At 63.4% G+C, this 21,637-nt stretch carries 19 protein-coding genes; 5 read left to right on the top strand and 14 right to left on the bottom strand.

The genetic code is table 11. The annotated features are described in order from the left end of the window. Positions 1 to 13: 13 nt before the first annotated feature. Both tsaE and PSTU_RS0105865 read right to left on the bottom strand, forming a co-directional pair. Complete coding sequence (tsaE, locus tag PSTU_RS0105870; protein WP_019340115.1) at positions 14 to 484, bottom strand: tRNA (adenosine(37)-N6)-threonylcarbamoyltransferase complex ATPase subunit type 1 TsaE; 471 nt, start codon at positions 482 to 484, stop codon at positions 14 to 16. Continuing rightward, a complete protein-coding gene (locus PSTU_RS0105865; RefSeq protein ID WP_019340114.1) occupies positions 472 to 1,971 on the bottom strand; it encodes an NAD(P)H-hydrate dehydratase in 1,500 nt (499 codons plus the stop codon). Before PSTU_RS0105865 ends, tsaE begins: the two co-directional genes overlap by 13 nt. A gap of 183 nt (positions 1,972 to 2,154) precedes the next feature. Here PSTU_RS0105865 and queG point away from each other — a divergent pair, with 183 nt between their 5' ends. Then, entirely contained in the window at positions 2,155 to 3,228 is a 1,074-nt protein-coding gene (gene queG, locus PSTU_RS0105860; RefSeq protein WP_019340113.1) for a tRNA epoxyqueuosine(34) reductase QueG, read from the top strand. A 179-nt stretch (positions 3,229 to 3,407) separates the two neighbouring features. Next, positions 3,408 to 4,556, top strand: a complete 1,149-nt coding sequence (locus PSTU_RS0105855; protein ID WP_029404636.1) for an aldose epimerase family protein — start codon at positions 3,408 to 3,410, stop codon at positions 4,554 to 4,556. 68 nt (positions 4,557 to 4,624) lie between these two features. Here PSTU_RS0105855 and dgoD read toward each other — a convergent pair whose 3' ends face one another. The 12 genes from dgoD to mpl all read right to left on the bottom strand — a co-directional run bounded on the left by dgoD (position 4,625) and on the right by mpl (position 16,737). Next, a complete protein-coding gene (gene dgoD / locus PSTU_RS0105850; RefSeq protein ID WP_019340111.1) occupies positions 4,625 to 5,773 on the bottom strand; it encodes a galactonate dehydratase in 1,149 nt (382 codons plus the stop codon). A 23-nt stretch (positions 5,774 to 5,796) separates the two neighbouring features. Next, complete coding sequence (locus PSTU_RS0105845) at positions 5,797 to 6,420, bottom strand: 2-dehydro-3-deoxy-6-phosphogalactonate aldolase (protein ID WP_019340110.1); 624 nt, start codon at positions 6,418 to 6,420, stop codon at positions 5,797 to 5,799. After that, the gene (locus PSTU_RS0105840) at positions 6,395 to 7,369 is read right to left on the bottom strand and encodes a 2-dehydro-3-deoxygalactonokinase (RefSeq protein ID WP_019340109.1); all 975 of its coding nucleotides are present in this window, start codon (positions 7,367 to 7,369) and stop codon (positions 6,395 to 6,397) included. The genes PSTU_RS0105845 and PSTU_RS0105840 overlap by 26 nt, the downstream gene beginning before the upstream one ends. Positions 7,370 to 7,408: 39 nt before the next feature. Then, the gene (gene araH, locus PSTU_RS0105835) at positions 7,409 to 8,377 is read right to left on the bottom strand and encodes an L-arabinose ABC transporter permease AraH (protein ID WP_019340108.1); all 969 of its coding nucleotides are present in this window, start codon (positions 8,375 to 8,377) and stop codon (positions 7,409 to 7,411) included. A gap of 21 nt (positions 8,378 to 8,398) precedes the next feature. Further along, positions 8,399 to 9,913 (bottom strand): L-arabinose ABC transporter ATP-binding protein AraG, encoded by a 1,515-nt coding sequence (araG, locus tag PSTU_RS0105830; protein ID WP_019340107.1) that lies wholly within the window; start codon positions 9,911 to 9,913, stop codon positions 8,399 to 8,401. An 85-nt stretch (positions 9,914 to 9,998) separates the two neighbouring features. After that, complete coding sequence (locus tag PSTU_RS0105825; RefSeq protein ID WP_019340106.1) at positions 9,999 to 11,003, bottom strand: substrate-binding domain-containing protein; 1,005 nt, start codon at positions 11,001 to 11,003, stop codon at positions 9,999 to 10,001. A gap of 157 nt (positions 11,004 to 11,160) precedes the next feature. After that, positions 11,161 to 11,979: an SDR family oxidoreductase gene (locus PSTU_RS0105820; RefSeq protein WP_019340105.1), complete on the bottom strand. Its 819-nt coding sequence runs from the start codon at positions 11,977 to 11,979 to the stop codon at positions 11,161 to 11,163. A 52-nt stretch (positions 11,980 to 12,031) separates the two neighbouring features. After that, positions 12,032 to 12,904 carry an SMP-30/gluconolactonase/LRE family protein gene (locus tag PSTU_RS0105815; RefSeq protein ID WP_019340104.1) on the bottom strand — a complete coding sequence of 291 codons (873 nt, stop codon included), beginning with the start codon at positions 12,902 to 12,904 and terminating at the stop codon, positions 12,032 to 12,034. A 24-nt stretch (positions 12,905 to 12,928) separates the two neighbouring features. Then, positions 12,929 to 13,654 carry a FadR/GntR family transcriptional regulator gene (locus PSTU_RS0105810; protein ID WP_019340103.1) on the bottom strand — a complete coding sequence of 242 codons (726 nt, stop codon included), beginning with the start codon at positions 13,652 to 13,654 and terminating at the stop codon, positions 12,929 to 12,931. 506 nt (positions 13,655 to 14,160) lie between these two features. Beyond that, complete coding sequence (locus tag PSTU_RS0105805; RefSeq protein ID WP_019340102.1) at positions 14,161 to 14,445, bottom strand: YceK/YidQ family lipoprotein; 285 nt, start codon at positions 14,443 to 14,445, stop codon at positions 14,161 to 14,163. Between the two features lie 80 nt (positions 14,446 to 14,525). Then, positions 14,526 to 15,155, bottom strand: a complete 630-nt coding sequence (gene ubiX / locus PSTU_RS0105800) for a flavin prenyltransferase UbiX (RefSeq protein ID WP_019340101.1) — start codon at positions 15,153 to 15,155, stop codon at positions 14,526 to 14,528. 232 nt (positions 15,156 to 15,387) lie between these two features. Beyond that, a complete protein-coding gene (gene mpl / locus PSTU_RS0105795; protein ID WP_019340100.1) occupies positions 15,388 to 16,737 on the bottom strand; it encodes a UDP-N-acetylmuramate:L-alanyl-gamma-D-glutamyl-meso-diaminopimelate ligase in 1,350 nt (449 codons plus the stop codon). Between the two features lie 205 nt (positions 16,738 to 16,942). Here mpl and PSTU_RS0105790 point away from each other — a divergent pair, with 205 nt between their 5' ends. The 3 genes from PSTU_RS0105790 (at position 16,943) to PSTU_RS0105780 (ending at position 21,485) form a co-directional block, all read left to right on the top strand. Beyond that, on the top strand, positions 16,943 to 18,463 hold the full coding sequence (locus PSTU_RS0105790) for an aldehyde dehydrogenase family protein (RefSeq protein ID WP_019340099.1): 1,521 nt from the start codon (positions 16,943 to 16,945) through the stop codon (positions 18,461 to 18,463). 165 nt (positions 18,464 to 18,628) lie between these two features. Next, positions 18,629 to 20,077 (top strand): ethanolamine permease, encoded by a 1,449-nt coding sequence (gene eat / locus PSTU_RS0105785; RefSeq protein WP_019340098.1) that lies wholly within the window; start codon positions 18,629 to 18,631, stop codon positions 20,075 to 20,077. A 13-nt stretch (positions 20,078 to 20,090) separates the two neighbouring features. Beyond that, on the top strand, positions 20,091 to 21,485 hold the full coding sequence (locus PSTU_RS0105780) for an ethanolamine ammonia-lyase subunit EutB (RefSeq protein WP_019340097.1): 1,395 nt from the start codon (positions 20,091 to 20,093) through the stop codon (positions 21,483 to 21,485). Positions 21,486 to 21,637: the final 152 nt, after the last annotated feature.

The following is a 21,637-nucleotide window of genomic DNA, read 5'->3' as shown; positions in this document are numbered from 1 at the left end:
AACCCCATGATGTTCATTGATTGCCGACGGTCAGGATGGAACACCAGCCTATACCGCGCTCGCCTCGTGGCGTCAGGCACAGCATACGACCGGCCCCGTGCGGCGTAATGGTAATGTCCAGGTCAGCCTTTGGCAAAATACCGGCGCCACGTTCCGGCCACTCTACCAGGCACAAGGCATCCCCTTCGAAATAGTCGCGAATGCCGAGAAATTCCAGTTCTTCCGGGTCAACCAGACGGTACAGGTCAAAATGGAACACTCGGGCAGCCGGGGTTTCATAGGGTTCGACCAGGGTAAACGTCGGGCTTTTTACCTTGCCCTCATGCCCTAGCCCGCGGATCAGCCCCCGCGACAGCGTGGTCTTGCCTGCACCGAGATCGCCGTGCAGGTAGATCACGCCGCGACCGCCGGTCGCTTGGGCGATGCGCGCGCCAAGCGCGAGCATGGCATCTTCGTCAGCTGCAAAAAGCGTTACGTCAGACATGGCGAATGCTCCTCGAGCAGCTCTCGAATCACAGGGATCAGATCGGCGGCTGCCAACCCGCGTCCCGCCGCACCAAGACGCTCACCCGCCACCGCATGCAACCAGACTGCAAGACAGGCCGCTTCGAAAGGCGCCAGCCCCTGCGCCAACAATGCGCCAGCCACGCCCGCCAACACATCGCCGAGACCCGCACTGGCCATAGCTGGGTGCCCGCGATCACACAGCGCCAGCCGGCCGTCGCGATCGGCAATCAGGGTTCCGGCGCCCTTGAGCAATACCGCACAACCGAAGCGAGCAGCCAGCGCGCGAGCCGCGGCGGGTCGATCGGCCTGCACAGCGGCCACGGAAGTATCCAGCAGCCGCGCGGCCTCTCCAGGATGTGGTGTGAGCAGACAATCATTTGGTAACTCGACCGCACCTGCCGCCAGCAGATTCAGGGCATCGGCATCCCACACCTGCGGGACGCGACACTGCGGTGCCAGCGACAGCAAGCTGCGCCCCCACGGCGCCTGCCCTAGACCTGGCCCGATAACCAGCACATCGGCGCGTTGGGCCAACGCCGTCAATGCATAGGTGGATTCGACGCCACTGCACATGATTTCCGGACGCCGCACCAGCGACGCGGTGACGTGCTCAGGACGCGTCGCCAGGGTCACCATGCCTGCACCGCAGCGCAGCGCAGCTTCGGCACTGAGCAACGCCGCGCCGCCGGTGCCGAGGTCGCCACCGATGACCAGCACCTGGCCAGAGCTTCCTTTATGAGCAGTGGGTGAGCGGGGGGTGAGAACCGGTAAGTTCGCCTCGCATAAGCGCAGGGCGAATGGCTCGATTTGAGCGACAACCTCCGCATCGGCTTGCAGGTCATCGAATACCAGCGTTCCGATTCGATCCGGCCCCTGCCCGGTAAACAGACCGAGTTTGAGGCCGATAAAGGACACGGTCAGGTCGGCCCGTACAACCTCCCCGAGCAAACGCCCCGTGTCGGCGCACAGTCCCGACGGCAAATCGACCGCGAGGATCGGTTGCACGCTTTCATTCATCGCCCGTATGACACTGGCATAGGGCTCGCGAACCTCACCGGTGATACCGGTGCCAAGCAGCGCATCGACCAGCACACCGCGCAGCTCGGTGCCGGCCGACCAGGGTGCGATCCGGACGCCGGCGGCCTGTGCTTCGTTGAAGGCACTGGCAGCATCGCCCTGCAACTGCTGCGGATTACCCACGGCAATGACCTCAACCCGACGACCGGCACGCTGCGCCAGCGCAGCGATCAGATAGCCATCACCGGCATTGTTGCCGCGCCCGGTCAGCACGGTGATTTCATCCGCATCAGGCCAGCGTCGCCGCAAGGCACGCCAGGCCGCATGCGCGGCGCGCTGCATCAGTGCGAAACCAGGCGTCCCGGCCGCGATCAACCGAGCGTCGAGCTCACGCACCTGAGCGGCCGAGTAAAGCGGGATAGGAAGTGTATTGGTGGTCTGGGACATGAATCACCCGAGCGAATATCTGGCAGAATTATACGCATGCGCCGACCGGGCCGCCCGCGGCGCATCGGTGGCGGATCAATAAGCGTCACCGTCGTCTCGGGGGCGCGGCGCGGCAGATCCATCTTTCTCCCGACCACCCGAATCCGCTCACCCAAGCACCGCAACGTTCAACGACCCAAAACCATGTCCAACACCACCCTCGACCCAACTGTTCTTGCCAACTCCATCAAGGAGTGGGGCCGCGAGCTCGGCTTCCAGCAGGTCGGCATCACCGATGTCGATCTCGGCGAGCACGAGGCGCACCTCGAACGCTGGCTGGCGGCGGGTTATCACGGTGAGATGGACTATATGGCTGCCCACGGCAGCAAACGTTCCCACCCCGAGCAACTGGTGCCCGGCACGCTGCGTGTCGTGTCGCTGCGCATGGATTACCTGCCGGGCGACACGCGCATGGCTCAGCAACTGGCGCATCCAGAAAACGCCTACGTGTCCCGCTACGCACTGGGCCGTGATTATCACAAGCTGATCCGTAAACGCCTGCAACAGCTCGCCGAGCGTATTCAGCAGGTGGTCGGACCTTTCGGTTTCCGCGCGTTCGTCGACAGCGCACCGGTGCTGGAGAAAGCCGTGGCGGAGCAAGCCGGCCTCGGCTGGATCGGCAAGAACACGCTGGTGCTCAATCGCAAGGCTGGCAGCTGGTTCTTCCTTGGCGAACTCTTTGTCGACATCGCCCTGCCGGTCGACGAGCCGACTGCGCGTGACCATTGCGGCAGTTGCCACGCCTGCCTGGACATCTGTCCGACCGAAGCTTTCGTCGGCGAACGGGTGCTGGATGCGCGTCGCTGCATTTCCTACCTGACCATTGAGCTGAAAGGCCCGATCCCCGTCGAGCTTCGCTCGAAGATCGGTAACCGCGTGTTCGGCTGCGATGACTGCCAGATCGTTTGCCCCTGGAATCGCTTCGCCAAGCCGACCGGACAGACCGACTTCCAGCCGCGTCACAGCCTGGACAATGCCGAACTGGCCACGCTGTTCCGCTGGACCGAAGACGAATTTCTCAGCCGTACCGAAGGCTCGCCGCTGCGGCGGACCGGTTACCAGAACTGGCTGCGTAACCTGGCCGTCGGACTCGGCAATGCACCCTCAAGCATTCCTGTGCTCGAAGCACTGCAGGCTCGCCGTGACGATCCATCGGAGCTGGTCCGCGAGCATGTCGAGTGGGCGCTGGCACAGCATAAAGCCGGCCAGGAAACCTGATCGCCGTCTGTATCTGCAGCTGAAACGACATATCGTTTTGCGTATCGCAGCCGCCTTATTTGGTATTGGGACGGAATGGCTCGGCTGTCTAGGCTTCAGCCGGCGCAACGCGGCCAGGCAACCGTTCAGCCCTGGCAGCGTGCACTCACGCAAAAACAACAACAATGTCAGGTGAAGCCATGCAACCCAGATTGCTACTCAACGGAATTGCTCTCGCGCTTATGATCAGCACATTCGGCACTCAGGCCGCAGGCCTGTCCAACCAGCACGGCAGCTTCGGCAAGATGCCGGACGGCACGCCGATCGAAAAATACACATTGAAAAACAGCCAGGGGATCGAGGCGGTGGTGATCACCTACGGTGGTGTGCTGCAGTCGCTCATGGTTCCGGACAAGAACGGCAAGCTCGAGGACATCGTGCTGGGCTTCGATGACGTCGACGGCTACATCAAGAACGGCAACGTCTATTTCGGCGCCACCATCGGGCGCTTCGGCAATCGCATCGCCGATGGCCGCTTCGAACTCGACGGCACCACCTACCAGATCCCGCAGAACGATGGCAGCAACGCGCTGCACGGCGGGCCGGAGGGCTTCGACAAGCGGGTCTGGAAGGCCAAGCCCGCCGACGAGGACGGCTGGGTCGGTGTCGAATTGAGCTACGTGTCGCCCGATGGCGAAATGGGCTTCCCCGGCACCATGACCACCCACGTGACCTACAGCCTCAACGAAGACAACGAGCTACGCATCCAGTACCGCGCCACCACCGACAAACCCACGGTGCTCAACCTGACCAACCACAGCTACTTCAACCTCGCCGGGGCCGGCAGCCCGAGCGTGCTGGATCAGGTCGCGACGCTGCACGCTTCGCGCTACACACCGGTGACCAAAAAGCTGATCCCCACCGGCGAGCTGGCCGACGTCAAGGGCACGCCGATGGACTTCCTCCAGCCGACTCGCTTCGGTGCGCATATCAAAGACGATCACGAACAGCTGAAATTCGCCGAGGCCGAGGCCGGCGGCTTCGATTTCAACTGGGTGCTGGACACTGATGGCGACCTCAACAAGCTGGCCGCCGAAGTACACGACCCCGAGTCCGGACGGCGGCTGCTGATGTACACCACCGAGCCCGGCGTTCAGCTCTACACCGGCAACTTCCTCGACGGCAGCATCAACGGCAAGGGCGGCAAGGCGTACCCCCACTGGAGCGCCTTTACCCTGGAAACCCAGCACTACCCGGATTCGCCCAATCAGCCGAACTTCCCGAGCACGCGCCTCGACCCGGGCAAGACGTATACCCAGACCACCATCTACAAGTTTCCCAAGCCCTGATGCAAAAAAGGCCCCGCGAGGGGCCTTTCTTCACAGCGGACGGTGAGGACGGTCAACTCACAGATGGCTCACCACTCGGCAACGCTACCGTCAGCGTGGCGCCAGATGGGGTTACGCCAGCGATGGCCGATACGCGCCTGCTCCAACACGTATTCCTCGTTGATCTCGATCCCCAACCCCGGCCCGTTCGGTATCGCGACGAAGCCATCCTCGTATTCGAATACCTCGCGATTGCCGATGTAGTCGAGCAGGTCGTTGCCCTGGTTGTAATGGATGCCCAGGCTTTGCTCCTGGATGAAGGCGTTGTAGCAGACGCCGTCCAGCTGCAGGCAAGCGGCCAGGGCGATCGGCCCGAGCGGGCAATGCAGCGCCAGCGCGACGTCGTAGGCCTCGGCCATGCTGGCGATCTTGCGCGTTTCGGTGATGCCGCCGGCGTGGGAGGTGTCGGGCTGGATGATGTCGACGTAGCCTTCGGCGAGGATGCGCTTGAAATCCCAGCGCGAGTACAGCCGCTCGCCCAAGGCGATCGGTGCGCAGGACAGCGGCGCCAGCTCCTTGAGCGCCTCGTAGTTATCACTGAGTACCGGTTCCTCGATGAACATCGGCCGATAGGGCTCGAGTTCCTTGATCAGGATCTTCGCCATGGGCTTGTGCACGCGGCCGTGAAAATCCACGCCAATGCCGATGTTCTTTCCCACCGCATCGCGCACGGCGGCCATGTTCGCCAACACCGCATCGACCTTGGCGTGGCTGTCGACGAACTGCAGCTCCTCGCTGGCGTTCATCTTCACCGCGCTGAACCCCCGCGCCACGGCGTCGCGGGCGGCGTTGGCGGTATCCGCCGGGCGATCACCGCCGATCCAGGAATAGACGCGGATGCGCTCGCGCACCCGGCCACCGAGCAACTCGCTGACCGAGACACCCAGCGCCTTGCCCTTGATGTCCCACAGCGCCTGATCGATGCCGGCAATGGCACTCATGAGGATTGGCCCGCCGCGGTAGAAGCCGCCGCGGTACATCACCGTCCAGAGATCTTCGACGTTGCGCGGGTCGCGCCCCACCAAGTAATCGGATAACTCATCCACTGCCGCGGCGACGCTGTGCGCGCGGCCTTCGACGACAGGTTCGCCCCAGCCGATGATGCCTTCATCGGTTTCGATTTTGAGGAACAGCCAACGTGGCGGCACGACCAGCGTGGTAAGGCGGGTAATTTTCATTGCTCGTCTCTCGCAGAAAGTGGTCAGGCCATCGCCGCATGGCGGGCCTGGATGAAGGCATGTGCCCGGCGACCCACCTCGTCAGCGGGCAATCCTGGCGAATAAAGTGCCGAGCCAAGGCCGAAGCCGGCCGCCCCCGCCTGGAGATAAGGCGCCATGTTGTCCGGCGTGATACCGCCGACCGGCAGCAACGCGGTGCCGGCCGGCAGCACGGCCAGCCAGGCTTTCATGGCGCCAATGCCGACCTGTTCGGCCGGGAATAACTTGAGCGCGTCGGCGCCCGCCGCCAGCGCAGCAAAGGCTTCGCTCGGCGTGGCAACACCCGGCGTGAGGTAAAGGTCCGCGTCCTTCGCGGCGTGCAGCACTGAAACATCGCAGTGCGGCATGACGATGAGCTGACCACCGGCCTCCTTGACCGCCTGCACCTGCTGTGTGGAAAGCACGGTACCAGCGCCAACCAGGCAATCTTCGGGTAGGGTCCGGCGCAGGATTTCGATGCTGCGCAGCGGCTGGGGAGAATTGAGCGGGACCTCGATGATCCTTATTCCGGCGGCATAGAGCGTGCTGCCGATCGCCTCGGCTTCCTCGGGGCGCAGGCCCCGGAGAATCGCGATCAACCCGTTAATGGCGAGCGTACGGTCGAACATTCGGCTCTCCTGCAGCGTCGGTGGTGACCAGGCCAGCGCCCGCGGCAATCTTCCATAGCCCGGCCGCCGTGGCCTCCGGCGCGAAGCGCAGCGACTCGAAGCCGCAGTGTTCGAGCGCCCACAGGTAACGGGCACACAGCGTCGAATTGCCGATGAGGACGATGGGTTGCGATGGCGGCACCTGCAGCGCCGAGGTCATGGCCGTCAGCTCATGGCCGATCAGCAGGCCGGACAGGTAATCGCCTTGTGCTGCGCCGCTGAGTTCGCCGGTCAGCACCAGCGTGCGGCTGCTGAAGATGGTCGAAAGCGGGCCGGCCTGGCCCTCGCTCGACCTGGCGATCTGCAGACCGCGCTCGAAGGCCGCGGCGTTGAAGCTGTCGCGGGTCTGCGCCGTGCGACCGAGGATCGTGTGGCCGAGCAGTGCCTGATAGACCTCCCCGGTCATGAACGTCTGGAACCGGCTGAGCTGTCCCTTCTCCACCATGACCCATTTGCTGTGGCTGCCCGGCAGGCCGATCAGCAATGGCGCAAGCGGATCGGCATCGTCTTCGAGCAGGCCGAACACCTGGGTTTCTTCACCACGCATCACATTCGGCACGCTGCCGCGCTGAATCACGCCGGGCACCAGCCATAGCGGCATCCCATGCAAGCGCTCGATGGGCAACAACGTCAGCTCATCGGCACCGAGCGGTGCTTCGATATAACGGGCTTCACGCCAACCCTGGGCGCTGCCGACCATGCCGCAGGCGATCATCGGAGCTTGGGGAGCGGCGCGCTGCCAGTCGCCGCAGGCCTGTTCCAGCGCACGCTCGAAGCTCGCCTCGCTACCGTCGAGTTGCATGACACCCAGCGGCAAGCTGCGCACGTCCAGCGTTTCGCCGGCCGCACCGAGCCGATAAGCGCGCAATGAGCTGGTACCCCAATCCAGCGCGATCAGGTGTGTATCCACGGAATTTCTCCAGCGCGCCGGTCAGCGACGCGATTGGGATCAGCGCTGCTTCAGCCGATCGATGATCACCGCCAGCAGTAGAATCGTGCCGCGGATGACGTACTGGTAGAAGGTGTCGATATTCTTCAGGTTCATCGCGTTCTCGATGATCGCCAGAATCAGCACCCCCGCGATCACGTGGCGGATCATGCCGATGCCGCCGCTGAGCGAGACGCCCCCGAGCACACAGGCAGAAATCACCGTCAGCTCGAAGCCCTGGCCGATCATCGGCTGCCCCGAGGTCATCCGCGACGCCAGCACCACGCCGGCCAGCGCACCGATCAGGCCATGCACGGCGAAGATAATGATCTTGGTGCGATCGACATGGACACCGGCCAGCAGCGCCGCTTCCTGATTGCCGCCGATGGCCATGGTGTTGCGGCCGTAAGTGGTGTAGTTGAGCAGCCAGCCGAAGAAGGCAAAGCAGACCACGGTGATCAGAATGGGCACCGGCACACCGAACAGGCTGCCGTTGCCGAACAGGAAGAAGTCCTCCTGCATCACCCCGACGGCCTTGCCGTTGGAGAAGATATAGGCCAGCCCGCGCACGATCTGCATGGTCGCCAGCGTGGCGATCAGCGCGTTGATACGCAGTTTGGCGATCACGATGCCGTTGATCAGGCCGACCACCAACCCCATCGCCAGTGCCGCCGAAACACCGAGGAACACGCTTTCGGTATCGCGCATCACCACCGCGGCCACCACGCCAGCGCAGGCGATCACTGAGCCAACCGACAGGTCGAAGTGCCCGGAAGCCAGGCAGAACAGCATGGTGCAGGCGGCGATGCCCACGGTTGAGATCGCCAGCCCCAGGCCGCGCATGTTCAGCGGCGAGAGGAAGTTCTCGATGAAGATTGCCGACAGCACGAAGATGCCGAGCGCCGCCAGCACCATGACCCAGTCATCGAGAAAGCGGCGCATGTTGAGACCCTGCCGCGGCGCGGCCAGAGCGTTTTGTTGAGCAGACATAAAGCACCTCATCATTGTTGTTCAGCCGCGCGAGCGCGGGAGTGCCAGTTGCAGCAGGCGGGATTCTTCGGCCTGGTCGCGGGTGACTTCGCCGGTGATCGCGCCTTCGCTCATCACCAGGATGCGATCGGAGATGCCGATGACTTCCATCAGGTCGCTGGAAACGACGATCACCGCGATCCCGCTCGCCGCCAGGTCATGGATGATCTGGTAGATCTCGGCCTTGGCACCGATATCGATGCCGCGGGTGGGCTCGTCGAGCAGCAGCACCTTCATTGGCATCGACAGCCAGCGACCAAAGATCACCTTTTGCTGGTTGCCGCCGGAGAGGTAAACGATCTGTTGATCGGGCGACGGCGTCTTGATGTTCAGGGCGCGGATCTGCCGGTCAGCGTTCTCGCGCTCCCAGCGGCCCTGCACCAGGCAACCCAGCCGGGCATTGCGACCACGCGCGCCGATGTTGATGTTTTCCGCCACGCTACCCAGCGGGACGATGCCCTCTTTCTTGCGGTCTTCCGGGCAGAGCAGGATTCCCGATGAAATGGCGTCACGTGCGGATTTGAGCTTCAGTGGTCGACCGTCGAGTTGCACCGTACCGGCCTGATGCGGCGCCAGCCCTGCGAGCAGGCGCAGCAGCTCGGTACGCCCTGCGCCGACCAGACCGAAGAAACCGAGCACCTCACCACGGCTGGCCGAGAAGCTCACCGGCTCCTGCAGACCATGACCCAGCAGGCCCTCGACGCGCAGCGCCTCGCCCTGCTGCTCGCGCGGCCGGTAGTTGTAGATGTCCTGGATATCGCGCCCGACCATGCAGGTCACCAGCGCGTCATGGGTCAGCTCGCTCATGTCATCGAAGGTGCAGACGAAGCGGCCATCCTTGAACACCGTGACCGCGTCGCAGATGCGGAAGATTTCTTCCATCCGATGCGAGACATAGAGCACGACCCGCCCCTCGTCGCGGAGCTTGGTGATGATCGCCATCAGGCGCTCGATCTCCCGCGCCGACAGGCTGCTGGTGGGCTCGTCGAAGGCGATCACATGGGCGTTGCGCGACATCGCCTTGGCGATTTCCACCAACTGGCGCTGCCCCAGCGACAGGCTGCCCAGACGGGCAGCGGGGTCGATCTCATCAGCCAGCCCCTTGAGCAGATCCCGTGCCTCACGCAGCATCGCCCTGCGATTGACCAGCCCGAAGCGCGACGGCATGTGGCCAAGCATCAGGTTCTCGGCGACGCTCATTTCCGGCACCAGATGCAACTCCTGATGAATCACCGCGACACCGCTGGCGATGCTTTCACCGGCGCAGCGAAACGCCAGGGTCTGGTCGCCGATCTGCAGCTCGCCGCTGCTCGGCTGATAGGCACCACCGAGAATCTTCAACAGGGTCGACTTGCCGGCGCCGTTCTCGCCCATGAGGGCATGCACCGTACCGGGTCGCGCTTCGAAGCTGATCTCCGACAGCGCTCGGACGCCTGGGAAGTTCTTGCCGATGCCGTTGAACCGCAGGCTGTCGCCTGTTTTGACTTGCTGAAACATGGAGCCTCTCCACCCTCGCCCGTTCGACTGGGCGAGTTCGATACTGAAATCGGCCCAGAATCAGGCCTCCCACGAATGGATCGGCTTATTTCCAGAGGCCGATTTTTTCCAGTTCTTCCTGGAAGTTCTCGCGGGTAATCAGGGTGACTTCGTCCATCGCGGTGTACTTGGGCGGCTCTTTGCCCTCGGTAACCCACTCGTACATCATCCGCGCGGTTTCATAGCCTTCGATGTGCGGGCTGGGCAGCATCGAGCCGTAGAAGCCGCTGTTGTCCTTCTTCAGCTCGCCGATGGCGTCAGTGCCATTGATGCCGATACCGATCACATTCTCGGCACTGAACCCGGCGCTTTCGGTGGCGCGCACGCCGCCCAGCACGGTGTTGTCGTTCATGCCGCCGATGATCAGGTTCTTCGCGCCGCGCGGCAGTTTCACCAGCGCCGAAGTGGTGGCGTTCATGCTGCCCGGAACATCGAGGGTCTTCTGCGGGGTGTAGAAGATGTGATCTTCGGGAAAGCCGGCCTTCTTCAACGCATCCACCGAACCGTCGGTGCGTTTCTTGCCGGTGTCGAGCTCGTTATATGTGTTGATCACCGCGTAGGTGTCGTTCCAGTCCCAGCCGCGCTTCTTGGCCTCTTCGGCCATGGCTGCGCCCTGCTTCTGGCCCACCTCGAAGGCCGCCATACCGAGGTACGGTACCTCTTCCATGGGCTGGCCCTTGGCATCGACGAAGCGATCATCGACGGCCATGACCTTGAGGTCGTTGAACTTGGACTTGGCGACGATGGCCGGGCCGAGCGCCACGTCAGGCGTGCAGATGACGAAGCCCTTGGCGCCGTTGGCCGCCAGGCTGTCGATAGCCGCGAGGGTTTTCTCGCCGTCCGGTACGGCGATCTTCAGCAGGGTGAAGCCCTTGTCCTTGGCGGCCTTCTCGGCGAAGGCCCATTCGGTCTGGAACCAGGGCTCTTCAGGTTGCTTGACCAGAAAGCCGATCTTGACCTCGTCTTCGGCCAGGGTCGCACCGGCAAAACTCATCGCACCCACAGTCAGCGCAGCACAGCAAAGCGAACGGATTCCGAAAGACCGGAACATAGCTACCTCCATTGTTCTTATTGAATAGCTTTTTGTTGAATAGCTTTTTTGTTGACTCGTCAGGGTTCACCACCCTGTTACGTCACCACCGAATGCGCTGCTGGCGGCTTGCCGCTGGGGCCGCTGTCGGCCCCTTGAAAACGAACCCTCGTACTGCTCAATCGTGGTAGAGCACCGAACGGCCGCCATCGATGGTGATGCAGGCGGCATTGATGAAAGGCGCCTCGTCGGTGGCGAGGAACAGCGCGGTCATCGCCACCTCGATCGGCTGGCCGATACGCCGCGGCGGATGCATGTCGAAGGCGCGCTGGCGCTCGGCATGCGGGTCGGCGAAGTCGTTCCAGTAATCGACGTTGAGCTGCGTCTCGATGTAGCCCGGCGCAATGGCGTTGACGCGGACGCCCTTGGGCGCATATTCGATGCCCAGCGCACGGGTTAGCCCGAGCAGGCCGTGCTTGGCGACCGGGTAGGGAAAGCAGCCGGGAATGATGTTGGTCGAGTGCACCGAGGCGATGTTGATGATGTTGCCGATGCCGCGCTCGACCATGTGCGGCAAAGCCGCCTTGCAGCCAAACCAGACGCCGTCCAGATCGATGGCGAAGCAGCGTCGCCAGTCCTCTTCGGTCATTTCCAGCGGATCGCGGAACACATTGACGCCCGCGCAGTTGACCAGCACATCGACCTGGCCGTAATGCTCGAGCGCCATGCCGACCAACGCTTCCAGCTCGGCAGGCTGGGTGACGTCGGTCTTCAGTGCGCGCACCTCACCGCCCCGCTCGCGCCAGCCGGCGGCGACCCGCTCGGCCTTGTCACCCTGGATGTCACCGATCACGACCTTGGCCTGTTGCGCCTGGAAACAGGCCACGATGGCCTCGCCGATGCCCTGGGCACCACCGGTGACGACCACGACCTTGCCCTTCAGGCGCTCGCCGCGTTGGGGTTCGGGTGTCGGCGGCAATGAAAGCGGTGAAGCCATGTGAACAACTCCTAAGCAGTTAAGTGGCCGCAGCGCGGCCGGATAAAACAGGTCAGCCGGCGAAGCCTGTACAGGGCAGCCCGACGATGCCGACGTCGGCCATCAGCACGGCGCCGTCCAGCTCGTTCGCCGCCTCGCCTGGCATGGCCGAGGTCACGTACAGATGGGTCAGGTCGGGCCCGCCGAACACGCAGCTGGTGGGGTGGCTGACGGGCAGTTCGACGATGCGATCGAGACAGCCGTCCGGCGCGAAGCGCAGCAGGCAGTGCCCGCCCCAGCGTGCATTCCAGACGTAGCCCTGCGAGTCCATGGCCGAACCGTCGGGCACGCCACGCGGATGCGGGCCAGCCCAAGTGCTGCGGTCGACCAGGCGCCCGTCGTTGGCGATTCGGTGGCTGTAGAGCGATTCGTCCAGCGTGTCGCCGCAGAGGACCTGATCGCCCGCCCCGTTCCACAGCAGCGTATTGACGATGCCCAGATCGCTGAGCAATTGGGTGACCGAGCCGTCCGGATCGACCCGAAACAGCCCGCCGGAGCGCCGCGTGATCGGAATATCGCCGCCATCTTTAGCGATGTTGTTCTGCATGGTGCCGAGCCAGAGCCGGCCCTGGGCGTCGCAGCGCGCCTCGTTGGCGCGGTTGCCGGGCGTGGCGTCAGCGATACAAAAGCGTTTGAGCTCAGCCCCGGTAGCGATGGGATCGAGGCGGTACACGCCACTGGCCAGGGTCACCAACGCATCGCCGCTCGCGCAGGGCATGAAGGCTGATACCGGCTCGGTCAGTTGCCATTGCCGGTAGCCGTCCGGGCCCAGCCGGCAGGCCAATCGACCAACGATGTCTGCCCAGTAAAGCGCCTGGTCCCGGCCATCCCAGAACGGGCCCTCGGCCAGCTTGTAGCGATGTTGCGAGATGGGCAGCCATTGCATGGTCGCACTCCGCTTTGATTGTTTTTATGACGCAGTCTGCTCGCCGCGTGACACGACCAGCTCCGGGTAATGACGTGAAATGGTCAGGGCGGCACGCTCGATCAGCGTCATGCAGGCCCATACGCCGCGCGCGCCATCACGAATGGCGATGGCATCGGCAATGTCCTTGTGCAACGGCAGGGTCAGCCCGAGCTCGTCGGGGACCGTCGAGGACACTTCGAATGACACCGCCAGCAAGGCGCCCAACGCCGGGACCATGCGTTCGATGAACTGGTTGTGACTGGCGGCGAGCACCGCCTCGTGGAACAGCTTGTCGGCACGGTTGTATTCGGTCTTGTCGCCCAGGGACGCGGCCAGCAACGCGTAGGCGGCCTGAATTTCGGCGATCTGCTTGGGCGTGGCGCGCTCGCAGGCCCAGCGTACTGCGGTCGGCTCGATGGTCCGGCGCAGGTCGATCAGGTCCAACACGAAGCTCTCCGGCAGGCCGTGCTCGGCCAGCCAGCCAACGACCTGAACGTCGAACAGGTTCCACAAACGCACCGGCGTCACGCGGGTGCCGACCTTCGGGCCGACATCGAGCATGCCCTTGGCCACCAGCGTTTTGATCGCCTCTCGGATCACGGTGCGGCTCACGCCCAGTTCCTCGCAGAGACCGGCCTCGACCTTCAGCGCCTCGCCCGGTTGAACCTTGCCCGAGGCGATCCAGGAACCCAGCCATTCCACCGTTGCGCTGTGATAGTTGTTCGACATGCCAGCCTCTGTGCGACTACCCTTGGATCTACTGAACCCTATCATCATATGATTGGCTGTCAAATTCGGCCGGTGACTTTGCTTTCGAATTCGCTCGAACGATGTAGTAGACCCTGAATAATCGATCCGACCTCGCTGCGCTGCATGCAGCTGGCCCGGCAGAGTCGGGCCATCAAGGTGACGTGGACAAGCCTGAGCAGGATGCGCACGACCGAGGCTCGCCGTACCACGCGAGACACGCTCAGCGCGACTCAGATCATATGAATTAGAAACAGCCGACACGTTTTTGCGCCGCTGCCAACTCGTGAGCAGGCCAGGCCTCATCGTCTTCCCTCGGCTTCTTGTTCTTCTGGGCGGCCATGCGGCCTATGCATGGCGCCACTCTAAGAACCATCAGGCGTGCTGCCTAATGACAGCGGCTGATCCGGCGATAACCTTTTCTTATCGGAAGCGAAGCGACCCGCTAACACGGGGATTAGGAGCGCGTGTGGATCGGGATGATGAAACTAGAGACCGCCCTGCACGTTCAACCCCAGCCCGAGCACGGCCGCGAGTGAAGACGGCAGCAGAAGCGTATCAAGCAGTACGCAGGCGGGAAGATCGAGCGCCGCGTGTTTCGGCGCATCGGCACCGAACCGGTCGAGGGGACAGCAGCCGCCGTTGAGGCTGTACCAGTCCAGGCGGCTGCCGGAGTAGATGATGGGTGCGCCGGGCTTGGCGGCATCGAGGGTGCGCACCGTGGCGCAGCCGGAAAGTAACAAGCCGGAGAGCAGCGTCGAGACAAATCGCATCGCCGGTCGTTTCACAGCCGCTCCCCTGACGTTGTTGCGATTGGTGCCGGATCGGTACGCTTTCGCAATCCGACCACAGCCTAGTCATCGCTGACGATATGGTGCTCACCCCAACGCGGCAGCATGTCCTGCGGGATGTTGAGCAGGTTGAGAATGCGCGCGACGACGAAGTCGACCAGGTCATCGATGGTCTGCGGCTGATGATAGAAGCCGGGCGACGCCGGCAGGATGGTCACGCCGAGGTTGGACAGCTTGAGCATGTTCTCCAGATGGATGCTCGAATATGGCGCTTCACGTGGCACCAGGATCAGTTGACGGCGCTCTTTCAAGGCGACGTCCGCGGCACGCTCGATCAGGTTGTTGCAGGCCCCGGTGGCGATGGCCGACAGGGTGCCGGTCGAGCATGGCACCACCACCATCGCGGTCGGCGCGCCGGAACCGGACGCGGGCGGCGCCATCCAGTCTTCCTTGGCGAACACGCGGATCTGCCCCGCCGCCGCGCCGGTGTATTCGGACAGGAACGCCTGCATGGCCTGCGGCTTGGCCGGCAGCACCACGTCGGTCTCGGTGGCCATCACCAGCTGTGCCGCCTTGGAGATCAGAAAGTGCACCTCGCGGTCTTCCTGGATCAGGCAATCGAGCAGGCGCAGACCATATTGGGCGCCAGAAGCGCCGGTCATGGCCAAAGTGATGCGTTCCGGTCCGTTCATGAATGTGCTCCCAAAGCTGCTGCGCTTGCTTATGCTGCGTTGAAACCTTACTCGAAATGCTCACTTGCACCAGCAAGCTCCGCTTTCTCGCAAGGTTTCGCCTTGCCTAAGCTTCGCTCGCGACGCTTTGAAAACAAATTCGACGTATTCCGAAGCTCGTAGGGTGGAAAACCGCGAAGCGTTTTCCACCGCCGCAACCATACGCGTTAAAAAGCCTTCGGCGTTTTCCACCCTACGCCAGTGCGGCGGCCAATTTGACGTGCAAGCCACCAAAGCCGCCATTGCTCATCACCACCACCTGCGTACCCGGCGTGGCGTCAGCCTTGACCTTGGCGATGATCGCTTCCAACGAATCGCAGACGGTGGTTTCGACCGGCGAGCCAGCAACCGTCGCGGCCAGGTCCCAACCGAGATTCGGCGGCGCATACCAGATCGCCTGATCGGCCAGCGCCACCGATTCGGCCAGCCCTTCGCGGTGAGCACCGAGCTTCATGGAGTTGGAACGCGGCTCGACCACCGCGATGATTGGCGCCTCACCGACGCGCTTGCGCAGCCCGTCGAGCGTGGTAGCGATGGCGGTCGGGTGATGGGCGAAGTCGTCGTAAATCGCCACACCGCTCACCTCGGCAACCTTCTCCATGCGCCGCTTGACGCTCAAGAATTCGCTTAACGCCTCGGCACCCTGCTTCGGCAGCACACCGACATGGCGCGCCGCGGCCAGGGTCGCCAGGGCATTGTTGACGTTGTGCTGGCCGGTCAGTTCCCAGTCGACTACGCCGTGCACGACGCCGTCGAAGATCACTTCGAAGCGGGAGCCGTCGGCGCTGAGCAGGTTGGCCTGCCACTGCCCGCCTTCACCTGTGGTTTGCACCGGCGTCCAGCAGCCCATGTCGATGACGCGTTTGAGCGCGTCTTCGGACTGGGGATGGATGACCAGCCCTTCGCTAGGCACGGTGCGCACCAGATGGTGGAACTGCCGCTCGATCGACGCCAGGTCGGGGAAAATGTCCGCGTGATCGAACTCCAGGTTGTTAAGGATCGCCGTGCGCGGACGGTAGTGGACGAACTTACTACGCTTGTCGAAGAAGGCGCTGTCGTACTCGTCCGCCTCGACCACGAAGAACGGCGTGCCACCCAGCCGCGCCGAGATGCCGAAGTTCTGCGGTACGCCGCCGATGAGAAAGCCCGGGCTCATGCCGGCATGCTCCAGCAGCCAGGCCAGCATGCTGCTGGTAGTGGTCTTGCCATGGGTCCCGGCCGCAGCCAGTACCCAGCGCCCCTGCAGCACGTGATCGGCCAGCCACTGCGGGCCGGAAACATAAGGCAATCCCTTGTTGAGCACGTATTCGACCGCCGGATTGCCACGCTTCATCGCGTTGCCGATCACCACCAGATCCGGTGCGGGTTCGAGCTGGCTGGGCTCGTAGCCCTGGGTCAGTTCGATGCCCTGGGCCTCGAGCTGAGTGCTCATCGGGGGATAGACGTTGGCGTCGGAGCCGGTGACGCGATGGCCCAGTTCCTTGGCCAGCACCGCCAGCGACCCCATGAAGGTGCCGCAGATGCCGAGAATATGAATATGCATGGATGACCTCTGAAATACGCCGTGGCGCGCGAGCGAACGTAACGGCCCGGCCGCGCCTGTGGGCGCCGAAAACTGCGGCGCAGATTAGCACAGGCCCTGCCCTTCATCCGCCGCACCGCACGTCGCCTCGGCAGCCGACGAACGGGCTTTGTTCTACGCTGAATCACAGCAGTCCCAACACAATTACAAGTCCCGGAGACTCACCATGCGTTACGCCCATCCCGGCAGCGAAGGCGCTGTCGTTTCCTTCAAGTCCCGCTACGGCAACTTCATCGGCGGCGAGTTCGTCGAGCCGGTCAACGGCCAGTACTTCACCAATCTGTCCCCGGTCAATGGCCAACCCATCGCCGAGTTTCCCCGTTCCGACGCCGCCGATATCGAAAAGGCGCTGGACGCCGCCCATGCCGCGGCCGACGCCTGGGGCAAAACCAGCGTGCAGGCGCGCTCGCTGATCCTGTTGAAGATCGCTGACCGCATCGAGCAGAACCTCGAGATGCTCGCCATCACCGAAACCTGGGACAACGGCAAGGCCGTGCGCGAGACGCTGAATGCCGACATTCCGCTCGCCGCCGACCATTTCCGCTACTTCGCCGGTTGCATCCGCGCGCAGGAGGGCACCAGCGCGGAAATCGACGAGCACACCGCGGCTTACCACTTCCACGAGCCGCTGGGCGTGGTCGGGCAGATCATCCCGTGGAATTTCCCGATCCTGATGGCCGCCTGGAAGCTCGCCCCGGCACTGGCTGCCGGCAACTGCGTAGTATTGAAGCCCGCCGAGCAGACCCCGCTGGGCATCAACGTGCTGCTCGAATGCATTGGCGACCTGCTGCCGCCGGGCGTGCTCAACGTGGTGCACGGCTACGGACGCGAGGCCGGCGAAGCGCTGGCCAGCAGCAAGCGCATCGCCAAGATCGCCTTCACCGGCTCCACCCCGGTCGGCTCGCACATCATGAAGCGCGCCGCCGAAAGCATCATCCCGAGCACCGTCGAGCTGGGCGGCAAGAGCCCGAACATCTACTTCGAAGACATCATGCAGGCCGAGCCGGCCTTCATCGAGAAGGCTGCCGAAGGGCTGGTGCTGGGCTTCTTCAACCAGGGCGAAGTGTGCACCTGCCCATCGCGAGCGTTGGTGCAGGAGTCGATCTACGCCCCCTTCATGGAAGCGGTGATGAAGAAGGTCGCGCAGATCAAGCGCGGCGATCCGCTGGACACCGACACCATGGTCGGCGCCCAGGCCAGCCAGCAGCAGTTCGACAAGATCATGTCCTACCTGGACATCGCCAAGCAGGAAGGCGCCGAGGTGCTCACCGGGGGTGGCGTCGAGAAGCTCGAAGGCAGCCTGGCGACCGGCTATTACATCCAGCCGACGCTGCTCAAGGGCACCAACAAAATGCGCGTGTTCCAGGAGGAAATCTTCGGCCCGGTTATCGGTGTGACCACCTTCAAGGACGAAGCCGAAGCGCTGGCCATCGCCAACGACACCGAGTACGGCCTCGGCGCGGGTGTCTGGACCCGTGATATCAACCGTGCCTATCGCATGGGCCGGGCGATCAAGGCCGGGCGCGTCTGGACCAACTGCTACCACCTCTACCCCGCCCATGCGGCGTTCGGTGGCTACAAGAAGTCCGGCGTCGGTCGCGAAACCCACAAGATGATCCTCGACCACTACCAGCAGACCAAGAACCTGCTGGTGAGCTACGACATCAATCCACTGGGGTTCTTCTAACTTCCAATGCGCCGAAAACGTGCCCGCCCGCGCCGCAAGGCGTCGGGCTGGTGCGCCTGTGCTCCGTCACGACCGGACGCCTGCTGAAACCAGCGTTCCCACCTGAAGGCACAGCCTTTGCTTTCACGATCCTGCCGTACCCGAACCCATTAAAGGATGATCCCCATGGCTCTCGAACACAGCAGTGCGACACCCCCGACACACACCGTCGATTTCGAAGCAGTTGGCAGTACCTATTTCCAGGAACGCGAACTGAAGAAAGGCGCCGCCGGTTGGGTGCTGCTGGTGGGCCTGGGCGTTGCTTACGTGATCTCCGGTGACTACGCCGGCTGGAACTTCGGCCTGGCCCAAGGCGGTTGGGGCGGGTTGTTCATCGCCACGCTGCTGATGGCGACCATGTACCTGTGCATGTGTTTTTCGCTGGCCGAGCTGTCCTCGATGATTCCCACTGCGGGCGGCGGCTATGGCTTCGCCCGCAGCGCATTCGGCCCGCTGGGCGGCTTTCTCACCGGCACGGCGATCCTTATCGAGTACGCCATTGCCCCAGCGGCCATCGCCGTGTTCATCGGCGCCTACTGCGAGTCGCTGTTCGGCATCGGCGGCTGGGCGATCTACCTGGCCTTCTACATCATTTTCATCGGCATCCACATCTTCGGTGTCGGCGAGGCGCTGAAGCTGATGTTCATTATCACCGCGGTCGCCGCGCTGGCCCTGGGCGTGTTCATCGTGGCGATGGTGCCGCACTTCTCCGTCGACAAACTGCTGGATATCGCACCGACCGCCGCTGCTGGCGCCAGCAGTTTCCTGCCTTACGGCTACGTCGGCATCTGGGCGGCGATTCCCTATGCGATCTGGTTCTTCCTCGCCGTCGAAGGCGTGCCGCTGGCTGCCGAAGAAACCAAGAATCCACAGCGCGACATGCCGCGCGGGCTGATCGGTGCCATGCTGATCCTGGCCGCCTTTGCCGGGCTGATCCTGCTGGTCGGCCCCGGAGGCGCAGGCTCCAGCACCCTGGTGGAATCCGGCAACCCGCTGGTGGAAGCGCTGACCACAGCCTACGGCTCATCGACCTGGATGAGCGGCTTCGTCAATCTGGTTGGCCTGGCCGGCCTGATCGCCAGCTTCTTCTCGATCATCTACGCCTATTCGCGGCAGATCTTCGCACTGTCGCGGGCCGGCTACCTGCCACGCAAGCTGTCGCTGACCAACCGGAACAAAGCGCCGGTCATGGCGCTGGTGATTCCGGGCATCATCGGCTTCCTGCTCTCGCTGACCGGCCAAGGTGATCTGCTGATCTTGGTGGCGGTGTTTGGCGCGACCATTTCCTACGTGCTGATGATGGCCTCACACATCGCCCTGCGCCTGCGTCGACCGGAGATGCATCGGCCCTACAAAACGCCCGGTGGCATCCTCACGTCCGGCATCGCATTGGCGCTGGCTTGCATCGCAGTCGTCGCCGGGTTCCTGGTGGACCCGCGCGTAGTCATCGCCGCGGTGATCATCTACGGCATCTTCATCGCCTACTTTGCCGTGTATAGCCGACACCACCTGGTCGCCGGCACGCCGGAAGAAGAATTCGCCGCAATCGAGAATGCCGAGGCGTCATTGCATTGAGTTGGAGGCAAGCATGGCCGGTTATTCCAATAGCGTAGGCGGCACCACTTGGCGCTTCGACAGCCTGCGCGAGGTCATGGCCAAGGCCAGTCCGGCGCGCTCCGGCGACTTTCTCGCCGAAGTCGCGGCGGGCAGCGATGCCGAGCGGGTCGCGGCGCAGATGTGCCTGGCGCACATCCCGCTCAAGCGGTTTCTCGAAGAAGCACTGATCCCGTACGAAACCGATGAAGTCACTCGCCTGATCATCGACAGCCACGACGCAGAAGCCTTCGCCCCGGTCAGCCACCTGACCGTCGGCGATTTCCGCAACTGGCTGCTGGGCGATGACGCCGATGAAGCTTCGTTGAAGGCCTTGGCGCCAGGGCTGACGCCGGAAATGGTTGCGGCGGTGTCGAAGATCATGCGCGTGCAGGACCTGATTCTGGTGGCGCAGAAGGTCCGAGTCGTCAGCCAGTTCCGCAACACCATCGGCCTGCGCGGGCGCATGTCCACGCGCTTGCAGCCCAATCACCCCACCGACGAGGCCGCCGGCATTGCCGCGAGCATCGTCGACGGGCTGCTCTACGGCAACGGCGATGCGGTGATCGGCATCAACCCGGCCACCGACAGCACCAGCGGGATCTGCGAGCTGTTGAAGATGCTCGACGCCATCATCCAGCGTTACGAGATCCCGACTCAGGGCTGCATCCTCACCCACGTCACTACTTCCATCGAGGCGATCAATCGCGGCGCGCCGCTGGACCTAGTGTTCCAGTCCATCGCCGGCACCGAAGCGGCCAACGCCAGTTTTGGCATCAACCTGGCGGTACTGCAGGAAGGCTACGAGGCAGGCCTGTCGCAGAAGCGCGGCACGGTGGGCGACAACCTGATGTATTTCGAGACCGGCCAGGGCAGCGCCCTGTCGGCCAACGCTCATCACGGCGTCGATCAGCAAACCTGCGAAGCGCGCGCCTATGCCGTGGCGCGCAAATTCAAGCCGCTGCTGGTGAACACCGTCGTCGGCTTCATCGGCCCGGAATACCTCTACAACGGCAAGCAGATCATTCGCGCAGGGTTGGAAGATCACTTCTGCGGCAAGCTGCTCGGCGTGCCGATGGGTTGCGACATCTGCTACACCAACCACGCCGAAGCCGATCAGGACGACATGGACATGCTGCTGACGCTGCTGGGCACCGCGGGCATCAACTTTATCATGGGCATTCCGGGCTCGGACGACGTGATGCTCAACTACCAGACCACCTCCTTTCACGATGCGCTCTATCTGCGTCAGAGCATGGGCCTGCGCCCCGCGCCGGAGTTCGAGGCGTGGCTGGCGAAGATGGAAATCCTGCGCCAGGACGGCGGACGACTGCAGATGGGCGAGCAGCTCCCGCCAGCCTTTCGCCGGGCGTTGGAGAACATGACATGACAGGTCAACGCCGGTGCGCGAGCGGTCTCGACCGCCAACAAACCCCAATCCCATGCCGCCCCTGTGGGAGCGGTCTCGACCGCGAACGAAGCATGCTCGGCTTCGCGGCCAGGCACGCAACCCGCTTTAACGATACCTCGCACGTCAAGAAT

This window comes from Stutzerimonas stutzeri SDM-LAC, from assembly GCF_000235745.1.
In the GTDB taxonomy this organism is placed as follows: Bacteria; Pseudomonadota; Gammaproteobacteria; order Pseudomonadales; family Pseudomonadaceae; genus Stutzerimonas; species Stutzerimonas stutzeri_H.
This window is presented reverse-complemented; position numbering and strand designations above follow the sequence as displayed.